Annotated in this window: 17 protein-coding genes; 5 read left to right on the top strand and 12 right to left on the bottom strand. The window is 37.6% G+C overall.

Going from position 1 to position 19,018, the window contains the following annotated elements:
• The 3 genes from ABD682_RS10285 to ABD682_RS10275 all read left to right on the top strand — a co-directional run bounded on the left by ABD682_RS10285 (nucleotide 1) and on the right by ABD682_RS10275 (nucleotide 3,853).
• Nucleotides 1-1,023, top strand: coding sequence for a DUF368 domain-containing protein (locus ABD682_RS10285; RefSeq protein ID WP_344741222.1), 1,023 nt, complete (start codon nucleotides 1-3; stop codon nucleotides 1,021-1,023).
• A gap of 2 nt (nucleotides 1,024-1,025) precedes the next feature.
• Nucleotides 1,026-1,778, top strand: a complete 753-nt coding sequence (locus ABD682_RS10280; RefSeq protein WP_344741221.1) for a shikimate dehydrogenase family protein — start codon at nucleotides 1,026-1,028, stop codon at nucleotides 1,776-1,778.
• 95 nt (nucleotides 1,779-1,873) lie between these two features.
• Nucleotides 1,874-3,853 (top strand): DUF349 domain-containing protein, encoded by a 1,980-nt coding sequence (locus ABD682_RS10275; RefSeq protein WP_344741219.1) that lies wholly within the window; start codon nucleotides 1,874-1,876, stop codon nucleotides 3,851-3,853.
• A 77-nt stretch (nucleotides 3,854-3,930) separates the two neighbouring features.
• Here the strand turns inward: ABD682_RS10275 and ABD682_RS10270 are convergent, their stop codons facing one another.
• From ABD682_RS10270 to ABD682_RS10220, 11 genes are all read right to left on the bottom strand, one after another.
• Nucleotides 3,931-5,130 (bottom strand): glutamate-5-semialdehyde dehydrogenase, encoded by a 1,200-nt coding sequence (locus tag ABD682_RS10270; protein WP_344741218.1) that lies wholly within the window; start codon nucleotides 5,128-5,130, stop codon nucleotides 3,931-3,933.
• A gap of 16 nt (nucleotides 5,131-5,146) precedes the next feature.
• A complete protein-coding gene (proB, locus tag ABD682_RS10265; protein ID WP_344741216.1) occupies nucleotides 5,147-5,917 on the bottom strand; it encodes a glutamate 5-kinase in 771 nt (256 codons plus the stop codon).
• A gap of 1 nt (nucleotide 5,918) precedes the next feature.
• Nucleotides 5,919-6,725: a pyrroline-5-carboxylate reductase gene (proC, locus tag ABD682_RS10260; RefSeq protein WP_344741215.1), complete on the bottom strand. Its 807-nt coding sequence runs from the start codon at nucleotides 6,723-6,725 to the stop codon at nucleotides 5,919-5,921.
• Between the two features lie 44 nt (nucleotides 6,726-6,769).
• On the bottom strand, nucleotides 6,770-6,904 hold the full coding sequence (locus ABD682_RS10255; RefSeq protein ID WP_344741213.1) for a hypothetical protein: 135 nt from the start codon (nucleotides 6,902-6,904) through the stop codon (nucleotides 6,770-6,772).
• Nucleotides 6,905-7,002: 98 nt separating this feature from the next.
• On the bottom strand, nucleotides 7,003-7,440 hold the full coding sequence (locus ABD682_RS10250; RefSeq protein WP_344741211.1) for a GNAT family N-acetyltransferase: 438 nt from the start codon (nucleotides 7,438-7,440) through the stop codon (nucleotides 7,003-7,005).
• Nucleotides 7,441-7,753: 313 nt separating this feature from the next.
• Nucleotides 7,754-8,527, bottom strand: a complete 774-nt coding sequence (gene mazG / locus ABD682_RS10245) for a nucleoside triphosphate pyrophosphohydrolase (RefSeq protein WP_344741209.1) — start codon at nucleotides 8,525-8,527, stop codon at nucleotides 7,754-7,756.
• Nucleotides 8,528-8,636: 109 nt separating this feature from the next.
• Nucleotides 8,637-10,904: an aconitate hydratase gene (locus tag ABD682_RS10240; protein ID WP_344741208.1), complete on the bottom strand. Its 2,268-nt coding sequence runs from the start codon at nucleotides 10,902-10,904 to the stop codon at nucleotides 8,637-8,639.
• Between the two features lie 170 nt (nucleotides 10,905-11,074).
• Nucleotides 11,075-12,028, bottom strand: coding sequence for an AAA family ATPase (locus ABD682_RS10235; RefSeq protein WP_344741206.1), 954 nt, complete (start codon nucleotides 12,026-12,028; stop codon nucleotides 11,075-11,077).
• 2 nt (nucleotides 12,029-12,030) lie between these two features.
• A complete protein-coding gene (locus ABD682_RS10230; RefSeq protein WP_395360702.1) occupies nucleotides 12,031-13,503 on the bottom strand; it encodes a peptidylprolyl isomerase in 1,473 nt (490 codons plus the stop codon).
• Complete coding sequence (locus tag ABD682_RS10225; RefSeq protein WP_344741204.1) at nucleotides 13,466-14,323, bottom strand: peptidyl-prolyl cis-trans isomerase; 858 nt, start codon at nucleotides 14,321-14,323, stop codon at nucleotides 13,466-13,468. Before ABD682_RS10225 ends, ABD682_RS10230 begins: the two co-directional genes overlap by 38 nt.
• On the bottom strand, nucleotides 14,324-16,276 hold the full coding sequence (locus ABD682_RS10220; RefSeq protein WP_344741202.1) for a peptidylprolyl isomerase: 1,953 nt from the start codon (nucleotides 16,274-16,276) through the stop codon (nucleotides 14,324-14,326).
• A 100-nt stretch (nucleotides 16,277-16,376) separates the two neighbouring features.
• On the opposite strand from ABD682_RS10220, the gene ABD682_RS10215 reads away from it, so the two are divergent.
• Complete coding sequence (locus tag ABD682_RS10215; protein ID WP_344741201.1) at nucleotides 16,377-16,652, top strand: hypothetical protein; 276 nt, start codon at nucleotides 16,377-16,379, stop codon at nucleotides 16,650-16,652.
• Between the two features lie 80 nt (nucleotides 16,653-16,732).
• Nucleotides 16,733-17,464, top strand: a complete 732-nt coding sequence (locus tag ABD682_RS10210) for a hypothetical protein (RefSeq protein ID WP_344741200.1) — start codon at nucleotides 16,733-16,735, stop codon at nucleotides 17,462-17,464.
• Between the two features lie 4 nt (nucleotides 17,465-17,468).
• On the opposite strand, the gene guaB is transcribed toward ABD682_RS10210, so the two are convergent.
• On the bottom strand, nucleotides 17,469-18,941 hold the full coding sequence (guaB, locus tag ABD682_RS10205) for an IMP dehydrogenase (RefSeq protein ID WP_344741199.1): 1,473 nt from the start codon (nucleotides 18,939-18,941) through the stop codon (nucleotides 17,469-17,471).
• Nucleotides 18,942-19,018: the final 77 nt, after the last annotated feature.

Below are 19,018 nucleotides of genomic sequence, written 5' to 3'. Positions count from 1 at the left end.
ATGGAAAGTACCAGAACATTAAAAGACAAGATATTTTTAGTCCTTAAGGGATTAGGCATGGGTGCCGCTAATAAAGTGCCCGGGGTGTCTGGTGGTGTTGTTGCTTTCGTTGCGGGCTTCTATGAAGAGTTTATTTACTCCTTAAAAAAAATAAACAGAAAAGCTTTCAAACTGCTTATTAATGGGCGGTTTCGAAGTTTTTACCACTACGTTAACGGGCGGTTTTTAAGCCTCTTGTTTTCGGGGATGATCGTGAGTTATTTTAGCGTTTCTAAAATTCTTGATTACCTCATAAAATACTATGAACTTTATGTTTGGAGTGTGTTTTTTGGAATGATCATCGGATCTATTTATTACATCAACAAAGACTTTAAAGCCTGGAATTACAGAACCAAGATCACTCTGGCTTTGGGGATTATGATCGGGTTAAGTATTAGTTTTTTGAGTCCCGCCACACAAAATGATAATTTATGGTTCGTTTTTTTCTGCGGAATCATTAGCGTATCCGGAATGACGCTACCAGGATTTTCAGGATCCTTTATATTGATACTTTTAGGAAATTATGTCCTTCTTTTAGTCGATTCTGTAAATGCGCTCTACGACACCTTTTGGAATATCATTTCGGGTGATTTTCAGTTTATTTATGATCCTGAACGTTTGCGAATGCTGCAGGTATTAGCCGTATTTACACTGGGCTCCATTACTGGATTAGTTACTTTTTCACATCTTTTAAGCTATATTCTGAAACATTACAAAGACATCACCATATCAGCCATTATCGGATTTATTATTGGGTCTTTAGGCGTTGTTTGGCCCTGGAAAAAAACCATTTTTAAATTAGATCCTAACGGACAACTAATTTTCGATTCAACCGGCGAAAAAGTAGTTGAAAATTATCAGCGTTATTTACCGCATCTCAATATGGAGACCTTGTATGCCATATTTTATATTATTTTAGGTATTCTGATTGTTTTATTTTTGGAATGGTACGGTCAAAGAACCCGACGTGTAAAAAGTAAATGAGTATGAAAAAGTTAGGTCTTTTGGGTAAACATATTTCTTATTCTTTTTCAAGAAGCTATTTTAAGGCCAAATTTGAAAAGGAAAATATAAAGGATTTCACGTATCAGAATTTTGACATCGATACTATAAATGCGTTCCCTGAAGTTTTAAAAACCAATCCGGAATTGATCGGTTTGAATGTTACTATTCCCTACAAGGAGGAAGTGATTCCATATTTGGATAAATTAGACAAGACTGCTGCAGCCATTGGTGCCGTTAATACCATCAAAATATCAAAAGACAAATTACTAACCGGCTATAATACAGATTACTACGGTTTCAAAAACGCTTTGCAACCTGCTTTAAAACCACATCATCAAAAGGCTATAATTCTTGGAACCGGAGGTGCTAGTAAGGCCATTGCTTATAGTTTGGAAGAATTGGGCATTTCTTTCAATTATGTTTCACGCAGATTGAAAAAAGGTGTGAAATTCACCTATAATATGCTTAATGAAAGTATTATTCAAGACCATCAATTGATCGTTAATTGCACGCCTTTAGGAACATTTCCCAAGGTTGATGAATGCCCGGAAATACCCTATGAAGCTTTGACCGAAGACCATATTTTATATGATCTGATTTATAATCCTGAGGAAACAAAATTCCTGAAATTCGGAAAACAACAAGGCGCTACCGTAATTAATGGCCTAAATATGCTTAAATTACAAGCTGAAAAGGCCTGGGAAATTTGGAATGACCAGTTAAAAAACTCATAATTTAACTACTAAAAAACTTCTAAGCCTTTGTAAATAGTAGACTTGTTAGTATCTTTAAATGCTCAAGTCGTATATCGAACCTAAACATTTTTAAAATGTCTGACGTAAATAATAACTCAAAAACCGAAGCTGACAATAAGGTAGAGGAACAAGTTTCAAAACAAAATGAAACACTAAATACCCAAGGATCTCAGGTGGAAACTCCTGAACCTGAGGAAGCGCCTACCGTTTCTGAAGAAGAAAAGCAAGATTCTAACTCAGATGAAGATGCTATTGATCATGATGATGTGATCAATGAAATCGAAGCCTCCAATGCTGAAGATGCTGAAGATGAGGGGAATAAAGACAGGCATAAAATTGAGTTAAAAGATTATGAGTCGATGTCTTTGGAATCACTTACCATAGAACTTGAGCGTTTACTTCAAAACGAAAAGGTTCAAGCCATCAAAAATCACGTTAATGCCATTAATTCTGAGTTCAAATCGAAATATCAGGATCTTGTTGATGAGAAAAAAGAGGAATTTTTAAGTGATGGCGGTAATGAAATAGACTTTTATTATAGCTCCCCTATTTACAAACGCTATAAAACGGCTTACAGAGAATACCGAAAAAAACTCAACGAGCATTTTAAAAACATACAAAATAACCTCAAGGATAATCTCGAAAAGAAGCTCGAAATCATTGAAGAATTGAAGGGTTTGATCAATGTTGAAGAGAATATCAATACGACTTACAAGCATTTTAAAGAATTACAGGAGCGCTGGCGTAATACAGGCCCAATTCCAAGGGATAAATACAATAATGCCTGGAACAGTTACCATCACCATGTAGAGCGTTTTTACGATTTTCTACATTTGAATAGAGATCTTCGCGATCTGGATTTCAAACACAACCTTGAGAAAAAATTACTCATCATAGAACGTGCTGAAGAACTCGCAAAAGATGAAAATGTATTGCGTGCCTTTAGAGAGTTACAGGAACTTCACAAAATGTGGAAAGAAGAACTTGGACCTGTTGGCAAGGAACATCGTGAAGAAATCTGGGAACGTTTCAAAGCAGCTACAAAAATAATCAATGATAAACGACAGGTTTATTATCAAGAGATTGATAAGATCTACGAGAAAAATCTGGAGAAAAAATTAGAGATCATTGCAGATATAGATGCCGTTACCGAACAAGGCGCAAAAACGCATAATGAATGGCAAAAACAAATCAAAGCTGTTGAAGCTTTACGGACACGATTCTTCAATGCGGGTAAAGTACCTTTGAAAGTCAACGAAAGTACCTGGGCAAAATTCAAAGAATCCGTTAGATCTTTCAACAGAAAAAAGAATGCGTTTTATAAAGGTCTAAAGAAAGAGCAGTACAAAAATCTTGAGAAAAAGATGGAACTCATCAAAATTGCTGAGGATAATAAGGATAGTGAAGATTTTGCAGCCACAACACCTTTGATGAAGAAGATCCAGAGCGATTGGAAAAAAATCGGCCATGTGCCGAGAAAAGACAGCGATAAGATATGGAAACGTTTCAAAGCCGCCTGCAACCATTATTTTGATAGAATTCACACAAAACGCGACGAGGCTCAGAAAAAATTCTTTGAAGCTTTTAAGGAAAAAGAAGAACTGCTCGCCAAGCTTAAAGATTTTAAACCACCAAAAGACAAAGACAAAGCTATTGAGAAGGTTAAAGATTTTATTAATGAATGGAAGGATCTTGGTCGGGTGCCACACAACAAACGTTATATTGAAGGTAAATTCCAAAAAACTGTTGACGCCATTTTAGGTAATCTGGATATGGAGAAGAACGAGGTTGAAATGATAAAGTTTGAAAATAAACTGGATGCTATCAACTCCTCGGATAATTCGAATAACCTGGATAACGAACGAACTTTTATACGTAAAAAAATTGATGAGCTTAAAGGGAAAATCAATCAACTTGAAAACAATTTACAATTCTTTACCAATGTTGATGATGATAACCCGTTAGTTCAGGAAGTTCACACCAATATTAAAGAGCATAAAGACGCTTTAAAGCTTTGGAAAGAGAAATTCCAGAAGATCAAAGAGCTTTATTAAAAATAAAATCAAAATAAATAAAAACGCCCCCGCATGTAGCGGGGGCGTTTTTTATTGAAAATTATCTCAGTTTTAGTTTACACTCTTACATGACCGTCACCATAAACATAATATTTATTGGTAACCAGTTGTTTTAGGCCTAGTGGGCCTCTGTGGTGTAATTTATCTGTACTTATAGCAAGTTCGGCACCGGCACCAATTTGACCGCCATCCGTAAAACGGGTAGACGCATTGTGATATACGGCAGCACAATCTACCTGATCCATAAAAGTCCCTGCCAGCTCATTGTCTGTTGTCATGATGGTTGCGGAATGACCTCCTGAAAAAGTATTGATCATCTTTACAGCATCATCCATAGAATCTACCGTACCAATGATACATTTCATTTCTAAGAATTCTTCAAACCAGATGGAGCGATTCTCAATCTGTTTATCATCAATTAGTACTTTATGTGTAGTTTCATCAACTAAAACCTTAACGCCATTGGTTTTAAGCACATTATCAAGATCTCGAAGTTTATCTTCATAATCCTCGATATTTTTATTGATCAGAATTTTATCCAGGGCGTTACAAGCAGAAATTTTATCTGTTTTGGCATTCAATATAACATTGATGGTTTTCTTCCAATCGGTATTTTCATCGATGTATAAAAAATTGTTACCACGACCACTCACAAGTACAGCGCATTCAGCGTGATCCTTCACAAATTTGATCAGGCGTTCTCCTCCTCTGGGAACGATAAGGTCGAGCTGTTCGGTTGGATTTTTTAGGAATTCCTGAGTTTCCGCACGACTTAACTCGAGCATTTTTATATAATCCGTACTCAAGCCATTTTCTTCAAGGGCCTTATGCCAGAGTTTTACAATAGCTCTATTACTGTGTACCGCTTCCTTACCGCCTTTTAACAAGATCTTGTTATTGGCTTTAAAAGCTAAAACGGTAGCTTCAACAGTAACATCGGGTCTGGATTCATAAATGATCATAATGGTTCCAAATGGTGCTGTTTTATTCACCACTTTAAGACCACTATTCAATTCATTTTGGCTAATGATCTTATTCACAGGATCATCCTGCACTTTAACATCATTAATAGCTTTGATCATACCTCGAACTTTCTTTTCATTCAAGATCAAGCGATCGTACATCGCCTGATCATCCCGATCAAAAGCCTCTATATCTTTTTTATTAGCGTCTAAGATTTCCTTTTCGTTTAAATTAATAAGGGCAATCATAGACTCTAAAACATCATTCTTTTTATTTTCTGGTAATAATTTCATTGTTCTTTCTTTCTTTTTAAAGTGATACTTTAGTTCCTACTGCTTTACCATCTATAATATCGATAATGGTATTATCTTTTTTTCCATTGGCGATGAACGTTGGGATATTTTTAGCAGCTGCCTGTTGGGCATAATCTAATTTTGATCCCATACCGCCACGGCCTTCTTCTTCGGCCTTGTTGTTATCCTTAATGAATTTGTCTAGATCATCATCGGGATTTACATTTTTAATCAAATCACTGTCTGATTCTTCAGGATGACCCGTATAAAGACCATCAATATCTGTTAAAATAATGAGCTTATCTGCATCAAGCAGCTGGGCGATCAAACTCGCCAACTCGTCATTATCTGAGAACATCGACATGGTTACCGAAACAGCATCATCCTCATTAGCAATTGGAATAACGCCTTCAGATAATAAGCCTTCACAGCAATTAATCATGTTTTGTCGGTGTAAGCCCGGGCTAAAATCTCGTTTAGTAGGCAACACCTGGGCACATTTCATTCCAAAATCATGAAATATGTTATAGTACAAACGCATCATTCGAGGTTGGCCTATGGCCGAATATACCTGACGACGTTGCGTTCTATCTTTAATTTTCGATTTTCCCAGAACTTCCTTTCCTGCGATCACGGAACCTGACGACACTAAAATGGTCATGATATCCCGTTCATAAAGTTCTGCAATTTGTTTTACCAGTCTTCTTAATACCGGTCTTACGATACGATTATCGCGGTTGGTCATTACATTTGTTCCAACTTTGATAACGATTCTTTGTTTTGACATGTTAGTATTCTTTTCCTAATTCTACTGCACGTCCAAATGCAGCAAAAGCAGCTTCTTTAATTAATTCGTTTACTTTGTTGTCTTGCATGGAGTCTAATGCGGCGCGGGTGGTTCCACCTTTTGAGGCCACTTTGTCCATCCAGGAGTTTGGTGTTAAATTATTTTGATTGAAGAGTTCCACAGCACCGGTGAACGTTTGACTTACGAGAACTGTAGAATCTTGTTTTGAAAAGCCCATTTCAAGTGCAGCTTCCATCATACTTTGCATAAAGTAGAATACATAAGCCGGACCACTACCGGAAATTCCCGTAGAAGCATCAATGAACTTTTCGCTGGAAACACGCACTGATTTACCAGTGGTATCCAAAAGACTTTCAACAGTTAGCATCTCAACTCTTGAAACGTCTTCTGACGTTACATAAGAAGTTAAGCCCTTACCTATTTGTGCCGGTAAATTTGGCATGGCTCGAACCACTTTTTTCAATCCGGTAATATCTCTAATCTTGGCTATGGTTACACCTGCCATGATCGAAATAATAATTTGCTGAGGCTTCACCAGCGTTCTTATTGTTTTGAAAACCCCCTCTGCATGATAGGGCTTTACGGCCACAACGATAATATCGGCCTTTGGAACGCATTCATCTAATTCCTTAAAGGCATCGAAATGCGCTATTTGATTGAGTTCTTCTAATTTTTCCTCGGATTTGTCCACGACCATAATGTTCCTCTTTTTGAGGAGTTTCGATTTGGACATCCCTTGAGCATATGTAAGGCCCATGTTACCGGCACCTATTACTAATACTTTCATTTATTGGTTTTTAAGAGTTAATGGTGTTTTGCTTCTTTTAAATACTAAACAAATAGCATACAGTCTTTACTATCCTTAACTTCACCATAATAAGTTTCACGATACTTGTGAAGTGTTTTAACAGGCAAACCTAAAACGTGTTTTTTAATATACGTCACTTTGGTTGTTAATTCACCCATCCTTATGGTGTGTCTTTTTTCTACTATTGTTTTTCGTCTTACTGAGATAATTTTCATTCTTAAATGTTATATATAATTAATTCAATTTTTTGATCGTTTTAGCGCTCTAAACGCATTTCTATATTTCGGGATTTGAATCCTTGTTTTTCAAATAATTTTTTTACCGGATCGTCTATACTGACATGGGTTGCAATATCCCCTTTACAATATCGAACGGTGTGTTTAATTAACTTTTTGGCTATACCTTTTTGTCTGAATCCTTTCTTTACAGCGAGGTATACCAAAATATTCTCTGATAAATACTCGTTCATTCCCGTTCTGTTTACTACAACAGCGCCAATCACCTCTCCTTTTTCCTCCATGATAAAAACATAACCACCAAGTCCCGGCATCTCCTTGGCCGCATACATAATAGATTTTCGAATAGCACTTTTCTTATCTTTAAACTCACCTAAATTGGCATGTAAAAAGTTGGTTATTCGGTTGATATCCATTATGGATAATCTGGTAAAGGCATCAAATGTTTTAATTGTCATGTGTTGGTGGCGTCTAAATTTTAAGTAATTTCTTACAAAAATAATTTTCCTGATTTCAATAGAAATCACGGAAGTCCTTAAATCTCAAATAAAATTAAAGGCACTAAGAGAGATAGGGGTATAGGAACAGTGTTATACTGCTGGTGGAATAAATTTTTTAGATTGGTTTCTAAACACTAAAAAATTAAAGCTGAAGATTCTATGATTTTGGATCACACCCATTTTCGTTCCCATTTTTGCAAAGATAGGAAATGAAGCCGCTTTTCACAAGTTACAGATGTTAAGATAATTACAATTTTTAATAAGAAAAGTCCTATAATTTCTTAGCTTCCTCCCAAAAAACATCCATTTCTGCAAGGGTCATTTCCTTAAGAGGTTTGTTTAAACTTTGGGCTTTAGACTCCAGATATTGGAATCGTTTTGAAAATTTTTTGTTGGTTCGCTCTAAAGCATTTTCCGGATTGATATTCAGAAAACGTGCGTAGTTTATTAAGGAGAAAAGGACATCGCCAAATTCACTTTCAATAGCATCCTGATTCTTGGTTTTTACCTCCGCTTGAAATTCATGTAACTCCTCCTGAACTTTTTCCCAAACCTGATGAGGCGCCTCCCAATCAAAACCAACACCTGCTACCTTATCCTGAATTCTATTGGCTTTTACCAAAGCAGGTAGGCTTCTTGGAACACCTTCCAATACACTTTTTTTGCCTTCTTTCAACTTTAAATTTTCCCAGTTGCGTTTTACATCTTCCTCATTTTCTACCTTAACATCACCATAAATATGCGGATGTCTCGCAACCAATTTATTACAGATACTATGGCATACATCTGCGATATCAAAATCTTTCGTTTCACTTCCAATTTTTGCATAGAATACAATATGCAACAAAACATCACCTAATTCCTTTTTAACCTCTTCCAAATCATGATCCAAAATAGCATCACCTAGCTCATAGGTTTCTTCAATGGTTAAATGCCTTAAGGTTTCCATGGTTTGCTTTTTATCCCAGGGACATTGGGCACGTAGCTCATCCATAATGGTTAATAATCGGTCGAAGGCTTTTAATTGATCTTGTCTGGAATTCATTTTGAGGTATTTTTATAAAAATACAATTATTAGGATTTAAATAAATTATACTGAAACAAAAAATCCAGCAAAGGCGCTGGATTTTTCGATATTCAAGTTTCGTAATTAATTACGCGTTTTGTTTTTTGATTAAGTTCAAAGCAGAACCCTCTTTGTACCATTTGATTTGAGCATCATTGTAGGTGTGTTCTACTTTAATTTCATCTTTAGAACCATTACTATGAACCACTTCAATAGTTAACGGTGTATCAGGAGCGAACTTATTCAAATCTAAAAAGTTGAACGTATCATCTTCCTGAATCAGATCATAATCATTTTCATTCTTAAAGGTCAAGGCTAACATACCTTGTTTCTTAAGGTTCGTTTCGTGAATACGCGCGAACGATTTTACGATCACCGCTGCAACACCAAGATGTCTTGGTTGCATAGCTGCGTGCTCGCGTGAAGACCCTTCACCATAATTATGATCACCAACGACTACTGTTTTGATACCGGCTTTCTTATATTCTCTTTGAACATCCGGAACACCACCATATTCTCCAGTAAGTTGATTTTTTACAAAATTGGTCTTTTTATTGAAGGCATTCACAGCACCAATCAAGGTGTTATTGGAAATATTATCTAGATGACCTCTGAAACGTAACCACGGACCAGCCATTGAAATGTGATCTGTTGTACATTTTCCAAAGGCTTTAATCAATAATTTAGCACCTTCAATATGATCCCCAATAGGTTCAAAAGGTGTTAATAATTGTAAACGCTCGGAGTTGTTTGCTACCTTCACTTCAACACTACTTCCATCTTCTCTTGGTTCGATGTATCCATTATCCTTAACCTCGAAACCTTTTGGAGGTAATTCCCATCCTGTTGGTTCCTCAAGCATCACTTCCTGGCCATCTTCATTAATCAATTTATCCGTCATCGGATTAAAATCCAAACGACCGGCAATAGCAATGGCAGCAACAATTTCAGGAGAGGCTACAAAAGCATGCGTGTTCGGGTTTCCATCGGCACGTTTCGCAAAGTTTCGGTTAAATGAGTGTACAATACTATTCTTAGGAGCGTTCTTAGGATCACTATAACGTGCCCACTGACCAATACATGGTCCGCAAGCATTCGTAAATATCTTGGCATCCAGTTTTTCAAAAACTTCTAATATACCATCACGCTCCGTTGTATAACGTACTTTTTCAGAACCCGGGTTAATACCAAATTCAGATTTTGTTTTTAAATTTTTATCCAGAGCTTGTTGCGCGATTGATGCAGCACGGGATAAATCTTCATAAGATGAGTTGGTACAAGAACCTATCAAGCCCCACTCTACCTTCACCGGCCAATCATTTTTCTTTGCTTTTTCAGTCATATCAGAACCAACTTCTGTAGATAAATCAGGAGTAAAAGGTCCGTTAAGCATTGGTTTTAATTCAGAAAGATTAATATCAATCACCTGATCGAAATAATCTTCGGGGTTGGCATAAACCTCATCATCTGCTGTTAAGTACGATCTGATTTCATTAGCAGCATCAGCTACTTCTTCTCTTTCGGTGGCTCGTAAGTAACGCTCCATAGAATCGTCATAACCAAACGTAGATGTGGTTGCACCAATTTCAGCACCCATGTTACAAATCGTACCTTTTCCTGTGCAGGACATTGATTTTGCACCAGGACCAAAATATTCTACAATGGCTCCTGTACCCCCTTTTACGGTAAGAATCTCAGCTACTTTTAGAATCACGTCTTTAGGAGCTGTCCAACCTGATAATTTACCGGTTAATCTTACTCCGATCAATTTTGGAAATTTTAATTCCCACGCCATTCCGGCCATGACATCTACAGCATCAGCACCGCCAACACCAATTGCAACCATACCTAATCCACCGGCGTTTACGGTATGCGAATCAGTACCGATCATCATTCCTCCCGGAAAAGCATAATTCTCTAAAACTACCTGGTGAATAATTCCGGCTCCTGGTTTCCAGAAACCAATTCCATATTTATTTGAAACCGACTCCAGAAAATCGAATACTTCACTACTCACATCATTAGCATGTCTTAAATCGTTCGCAGCACCATCTTTAGCCTGGATCAAGTGATCACAGTGCACTGTTGTTGGAACAGCAACTTTAGGTTTTCCTGCCTGCATAAATTGTAACAAAGCCATTTGTGCGGTAGCATCCTGACACGCAATGCGGTCTGGAGCAAATTCTACATAATCTTTTCCGCGGACAAAAGCTTTATCGGGATTACCATCCCATAAATGTGAGTATAATATTTTTTCTGAAAGTGTAAGAGGTTTTCCCACAATGTCTCGAGCCTTATCTACACGCTCTGCCATTTTGGAATAAACATCTTTTATCATGTCGATATCAAATGCCATATAGTTTGATTTTAAAGGTTATTCTAAGGTTTCGCAAAATTACGAAATATATATAAAGATGTGAAAATTATACCAATATTATCCGATGAAAAGATATTATTTAATTATGGCGTTATTGGTCATAAATATACCTTCGGAAAAAGAGATAAAAAAGCCGGGGGTTTGGGCTTTTAAAATAAACTTTGAATGATCTGAATTTCGGAAATACCTTCAGCTTCAGCTTTGTAGTTTTTAATAATTCTGTGACGTAAAATACTTGGAGCAACGGCCTGAACATCTTCCATATCTGGTGAAAATTTACCTCGCGTAGCCGCATAGGTCTTAGCCGCTAAGATCAGGTTTTGCGACGCTCTTGGTCCCGCACCCCAATCCACATAAGTTTTTACTAAATCTGTAGCCGCTTCACTTTCCGGTCTGGTTTTACCAACTATGGAAACGGCGTATTCTACAACATTATCAGGTACAGGAATACGGCGGATAAGATGTTGGAAATCGATGATCTGTTGTGCAGTGAACAGCGGATTGATGGTTGCCTGCACATCATTGGTTGTAGCTTTTACAACCTGAACTTCTTCTTTAAAGGAAGGATAATCCAAATTTATAGCAAACATGAATCGGTCTAATTGTGCTTCCGGCAAAGGATACGTTCCCTCCTGCTCAATGGGGTTTTGAGTGGCAAGCACAAAATAAGGCAAATTTAATTTGTAGTGATGTCCTGCAACCGTAACAGCGCGTTCCTGCATAGCCTCCAGCAAGGCAGCTTGTGTTTTTGGCGGTGTTCTGTTGATCTCATCCGCCAAAATAATATTGGCGAAAACGGGCCCTTTTATGAATTTAAAATGGCGATTTTCATCCAGAACTTCACTTCCCAAAATATCACTGGGCATAAGGTCGGGTGTAAACTGAATACGCTTAAAATCGAGTCCTAAAGCCTGGGCGATCGTATTCACCATTAACGTTTTAGCCAAACCGGGAACACCTATTAATAAGGAATGTCCACCGGAAAAAATTGAGATCAGGATCTGGTTTACAACATCATCCTGTCCAATAATTACTTTCGCAATTTCATTTTTTAGATCCTGGTATTGTTTAACCAGTTGTTTAATGGCTGCAACGTCCGACATACTTATTTTTTTAACCAGTTGCTTGAGAATTCGCAATTACGATAATCACCGTTAATTTTTATGTAAGTATCATTAATTTTTTCCTTTTGCCACTCCTCGATGGTCTTCAATTTCTTTTCCTCGAGCGCCAGATCTTTAATCTTGAGATAATCCCGAGCAAAATCGGCTTTATGCTCATCAATTCTTCCGGTAACCATTAAAATTTTGAATTTTGGTTTTCCGGTACGATCCTGCTCCGTAAAGATCTGACTAACTTCACCATCTTTCAAATTTTGAATTTGCGTATACAACTCTGTATCCATTCGGGTTAGTTCGAAATTGTAATCCTGCGTTTGCGGGTTGATCAACTGACCGCCATCCGCGCGCGTTTCTTTTTCGTCACTAGCCTCTCTCGCTGCGTCAGCAAATGAAATATCGCCATCAACAATACGCTTTCTTATTTTTTCCAGACGTTCTCGGGCTTCATCGATCTCTTTTTGAGATGGTTTTGGAATCAATAATATATGACTCACATCGTATTCCTGACCACGAATTTTATCAACCTTCAGAATATGGTATCCAAATTCAGTTTCAAATGGATCGGAGACCTCTCCTTCCTGCATTGAAAACGCCACCTGACGGAATTCTTTCGCCATTCGAGGTTGTTTTTTGTTCAAGGTATAACGTCCACCACGACTTGCAGAACCCGGGTCTTCAGAATACAACACTGCTTTAGAACGGAAACTGGCACCATTTTCAACAATATCTTCTTTAAATTCCTTCAAGCGATTAATGACGCGTTGTTTTTCTTCCTCAGAAATCTTTGGAATGGCTACAATTTGAGCAACTTTCAGTTCAGTACCAAACGTTGGTCGCTGATCTTTCGGGATTTTATTAAAAAATATACGAACTTCTTCCGGTGTAATTTCTAGATCTTTAATAATATTTTCCTGCTCTTTCGCAGAAAGTTCATTGCTTTTATTAATTTCAAACATTTCATCACGCAGTGACTTCTCGTCTTCTTTTCCGTAAAGCTTTAGTAATCGCTCCATAGAACCGTCTACTTGCTGCAAGAATTGCTCAATTTGATAATCCACTTTACTGCGTATCTCCGCATCCGAGACTACAATACTATCCTGAACGGCCTGGTGCGCATACAGCTTATCTTCGAGCAATTTACCAAACAGCTGACAACGGGTAATTTCTTTGGTATTCACACCTTGAGCTTCTAACTGACGGAACGCTCGATTAACATCGGAATCAAGTACAATATAATCACCAACCACAGCAGCCACACCATCCACTTTTCTTGCTTGATAAGCAGCTGTAGAATCCTTCATTTTAGTGGTCTCCACTACCGTACTATCAGAAGGCGTTGGCTCATCTTCAATAATTTCCTGAGCAACGCTTAAATGTACATTTACCAGCAATAAACCTAGGAAGGTTAAATATTTAAGATTAGTTATAAATTTCAAATTGTTTGTTTTTAATTGCATCCTTTGTAATATCCTTTTCTAATTGTTTTATCAATTCAAGTTTTCGTTTGTTGATAACGATTTGCCTGATGGTAGGCTTCACGTATTCCAGCGGCGCAGTATCGTTCCTTAATAAAACATCGTTAATTTGCATCAAATATACTCCTAATGAATCTTTGAGTTGTATAAAATTAGATTTTTTTAACAGTTGATCTTTATTTTCAGCCGTGATCGCTGGAATTTTTTCAATAGCCTGACTTACCTTAATCCAAATGGAATCATTTAGAGAATATGATTTGAATTGAATTGACAGTGAATCCAGAGTCTTTTTATCCTCGTTATCAAACCGTTTGAACATTTTCTCGATGTCGTTGTAATTGTTCATCTTTTCATCAACATGAACATAGCGAAACTTTATCAATGGCTCATTAAGTTTGAAGGCTTCCTTGTTATTCTCGTAATAATCGGTCATGGCCTGAGGCGCTATCGTAGTATCAATATTCTTTTTTACCAAAGCTTCAAGATAAGCCTTAGTATATAGGTCGGTTTTATATTGATCCACAAGTTTGTTGAACTCTTCTTGCTTGTCTTCACCCAGATTGAGCAATGCTCCGTCTAGAAGCAGTTGCTTTGTAGCCCATTTGGTAATGAAATTTTGAACACGCAGGGTACTGTCATCTTTAGAATTGGCATCTGAAACGAGCTCTTTGATATCGCTTTCATAAAGATATGAGTCGTTAACGCGTGCAATAGGAACCTTATCGACATCTTTTTTGAAGAACTGACAAGATTGCGCCAGCAGTATTATGAAGCATCCAAATATGATAGAACTGTTACGCATTTATTGTGATTGTAATTGTGTTTTAACCGCTTGTAAAACGTCTTGATTAATAGATACTTTATATTTTTTCTTGAGGGATTCTAACCATTCCTTTTCTTTCACTGCCTGAAAATCACTTTGAACTAAACCTCGAACTTCATCAAATGGCTTTTGAGTCTCCGGTTTTACTTCATTTATTTTAAAAATAAAAAATGATTCGTCTTTCTTAAATATCTTAGATATACCTGGATTCATTTTTAAGTTTTCGGGAAATATTGGATCATCTTTAGAGAACAGACCAGTTTTAAATATAACATCCGGTGTATTTGGGTTACTGGTTAAGGCTTTCACGTGTTCCAAATCCATCCCGGATTTCCATAATCGCACCACCTTTTTCAATACCGTTGTGTTTGTAGATTGGGCCATTGTGGCATCGATCTGTTCAGGCGTTCTGTACTTGTCCAAATGCTTTTCATAATAAGCCTTCATTTCAGTAGAATCAGAACTTGATAGATTCCATATTTTTTTATCCATCAAATCGAATAATAATAATCCATCTCTGTACTCCTGCAGAATAGCAGCATACTCCGGATTAATATGTTCTAAATTTGACTTATGATAAGCTACTAATTTAGTGTTTAAAAATTTATCATAAAATTCCTGAATAAAAGGCGTTGCATCTTGCGTATTCTCCGGAATCAGAGCATAGGTTTCCAAATACATACCAAAATCACGGTAGGTATAGGTTCTGTCTCCCAGAGTGAATAAGGGTTTTACCTTAATATAATTGTCCGGCAACACAACCTTTTTACTGTTTGAAGGTTTTATCAATTTCGAAAAATATTGAACGGCAACAGGGTTATTATCCACATCGTATTGCTTTCGAAGTTTGGCGTATAAGGCATCATCAATTAACTTGGAACGACTATCACGTTTGATCTTTTCCACGAGTTCCGGTTTCATACTCTCAAAAGGTTCTACAGGCTCTTTTCGAATTAATTTAATAATATGCCAACCGAATTTTGATTTTACAGGTTCGGAAATATCCCCCGGATTTTTAAGTGCGAAGGCAGCATCTTCAAATTTAGGAACGCTAAGTTGTCCGCTTGTGAATTCTGCTAGCTTTCCGCCATTAGCAGCCGTATTTTTATCTTCGGAATATTGTTTGGCCAATGCATCAAACGACGCTCCATTTGTAAGTTTTTTATAGATATCATTGATCTTCAATTCCTGAACAGCCGAAACTGAATCGTTATCTTTCGTAAGCAGCATAATGTGGGCCACGGTTACTTTACCACGAGCCGGACGTTTATCCAGAACCTTTAAAATATGGTAACCGAATTGTGTTCTGAACGGTTGAGAAATATTGCCCACGGGCGTATTATAGGCAACCGTTTCAAAAGGATACACCATTTTAAAGCCTGAAAAATATCCTAAGGCTTCACCATAAATAGTCTTTCCATTATGAACTTCTTTGCGTACCTTATCAAAACCTTCTTTGAGCGTACGGTCACGGATGTCCATTATTTTATTGTAAGCGGCCAAGGTATCCTGTGGACTGGCGTCTTCTGCGAGACGGACCAAAATATGATCCACATTAACTTCCTGAGAGACCCGATCGTAAGCTTCTTTCACAAGAGCATCGGTTACTTTAGAATCCGTGATGTAATTTTTTGCTAATTGTTCAGTATAGGTTCGTAATTCCCTTAAATAACTTGTCTTTTTATCAAGACCCTCTGTTTTTGCTTCCTGAAGTTTCAGTTTATAATCGATAAATCGCTGCAGGTAATTTTCGACCTCTTTTTCCGATTCATCCTGAACCAGATTCAAATTCTTATTGTACAATCTAATAAATTCTGACGCCTTAACGGGTGTGGAATCGATGGTGAAAAGAATAGCTTCATTTGAAACCTGCGCCGTGGCACTAAAAAAGAAAACACTAAAAATTAATACAAAGAATAACCTAACACTCATTAAAAATCAATTATGGAATTGGACAAAAATACTAATATAAAGCTACAATGCAAGCTGGTTTAACAAACGTTTAATTTTATACAATATTACCTTAAATTAGATGAAAATTACAGTATCTTTCAATCGATTTAATGGCTATGATATGCGAAAAATAAAATTGATCTGGGACTTTAGGGGTCCGGATGCCCAAAAAATTGCCGAACATCACGAAATTCATCTCAAAGATTATATGTTGCGGGAAAAACTCGGTGATCTTACTACAGGAGTAGAAGCGCTAAATGACCATCATGTTTTAGCCTTTTTGGTTGTTAATGAAGATCAAATGATCTCTGTGAGAGATGCTTTAAAACCTCATCGTGGCGTTTTTACGGATTAACAAATTTCCTTTCATTGGTTACAATTATTTGGAAAATTTCTCACAAAACATTAGTTTAGAGCGATTTACACCACCAACCAATGAAAAAATACAAAACCCTATACCTGTGGATGTTTATCCCCATGGCGTTCATGCAACTGGGTATATTCCGCGACTATTGGGGAGATTTTACTGATAACGCCTGGTCTGTTCACGTGCATTACTGGACCGGAACCGTTTGGTATTTATACCTTATTATTCAACCTTATTTAGCCACCCACGGTAAACTTGAACAACACAGAACCAATGGTATTATAGGCATGTTTTTGGCCGGTGGTGTTTGCCTTACCGCTTTGAGTATGATGTATCGCGATCTTAACACAGCTCATTTAGCCATGGAAAATGTTGAGCGCTTCGGTCCATTCCAACCTTACTTTTTCTACGGTGTAGCCGCCATTGAGATACCCTTGATGTTAGCCTTTGGTTTTGCGGTGATTAAAAGTATTATTCATCGAAAGGAATTGGAAAATCACGCGTGGTGGCTTATTTCAACGGTTTTTATTATCATGTTTCCAGCCGTTGGACGGGGTGTTCAAAACACCTATATTGGTATGCACGCCTCGGAATGGCCGAATATTGATATTATTTTTCCAACCTACCTCGGGGTTGGATTCATCATTTTACTCTTATTTCTTGCGGCCTGGAAATATAAAAAACTAAAACACCCGGCAACCTATCTGGCTGCGGGTGCTAATCTTTATGTTTGTTTTATGGAACCCCTTGGGAAATCTGAAACCGTTCAAGCTTTCTTAGAAACCTTTATAAAGGGTTAAAATATTATCGAGAATAGTTCGGAGACTCTTTCGTGATCGTTACATCATGAGGGTGACTTTCATGAATACCACTGGATGTTATTTTCACAAACTTCGCGTTTTCCTTCAGACTTTGGATGTCTTTGGCTCCGCAATACCCCATTCCGGCACGAAGACCACCAATAAACTGATGGATACTTTCGTATAAATCGCCTTTGTAAGGAACGCGACCTACGATACCTTCAGGAACCAGTTTTTTAATGTCGTCTTCCACATCTTGAAAATAGCGATCTTTACTACCCTGTTTCATAGCTTCAACGGAACCCATGCCACGGTAGGTTTTAAATTTACGTCCTTCGTAAATAATGGTTTCACCCGGGGATTCTTTGGTTCCTGCCAAAAGTGAGCCCAGCATCACTGAATCTGCTCCGGCTGCAATAGCTTTTGGAATATCTCCGGTATACCGTATCCCACCATCAGCAATCACAGGAACACCTGAACCTTTAATAGCAGCGGCAACCTCTAATACAGCAGAGAATTGCGGGAATCCAACACCGGCGATCACACGGGTAGTGCAAATAGACCCGGGACCAATACCCACTTTTACGGCATCAGCACCGGCTTTTACTAAATATTTTGCGGCCTCGGCTGTTGCAATATTACCTACGATAACATCTAAATCCGGAAATTTTGCTTTAACGTCCTTTAAAACTTTTACTACGCCTTGTGTATGTCCGTGTGCTGTATCGATAACCACGGCATCGACACCGGCATTTACCAGGGCTTCTGCTCGTTCCACGGCATCAGCGGTAACACCAAGAGCTGCTGCAACACGCAAACGACCATATTCGTCTTTATTAGCAATAGGTTTCTGACTTAACTTCGTGATATCTCTAAAGGTAATTAAACCTGAAAGTTTGTAATTATCGTCTACAATGAGGAGTTTCTCAATTTTGTGCTGCTGAAGAATTTTTTCAGCATCCTGAAGCGATGTTCCAACACCGGCCGTTACCAAATTATCTTTGGTCATTACCTCTGAAATCGGTTTGGAATTTTGTTTTTCAAAACGCAAATCACGATTCGTTACGATTCCTTTTAGAATACCTTTGTCATCCACAATAGGAATGCCGCCAATACTATGCTCTGCCATATTTTGTTTGGCATCTAGAACAGTAGCGTTTAGAGGAAGAGTAACCGGATCGATGATCATACCACTTTCCGCACGTTTTACACGCCTCACTTTTAGGGCCTGTTCTTCGATGGTCATGTTCTTGTGAAGCACGCCAATACCACCTTCCTGAGCCATAGCAATAGCCATTTTACTTTCGGTAACGGTATCCATAGCCGCCGAAATAATAGGCACATTAATAGTAATGTTTCGTGTAAATTTTGTTTGAATGTTTACTTCTCTGGGTAGTACTTCTGAATAGGCTGGTACCAGTAGGACATCATCGTAAGTTAGCCCTTCTCCCAGAATTTTGTTTTGATGTGCAGTCATAGTGCAATTACGATTATAATTGCGTGCAAATATACAACTTAATTAGGAATTACGTACTATGGTGTTGCGGCGATTTT

Origin of the sequence: Gaetbulibacter aestuarii (assembly GCF_039537665.1) — a bacterium.
GTDB lineage: Bacteria > Bacteroidota > Bacteroidia > Flavobacteriales > Flavobacteriaceae > Gaetbulibacter_A > Gaetbulibacter_A aestuarii.
Note: the sequence above shows the minus strand (reverse complement) of the source record. Positions and strands in the feature narration are given on the sequence as shown.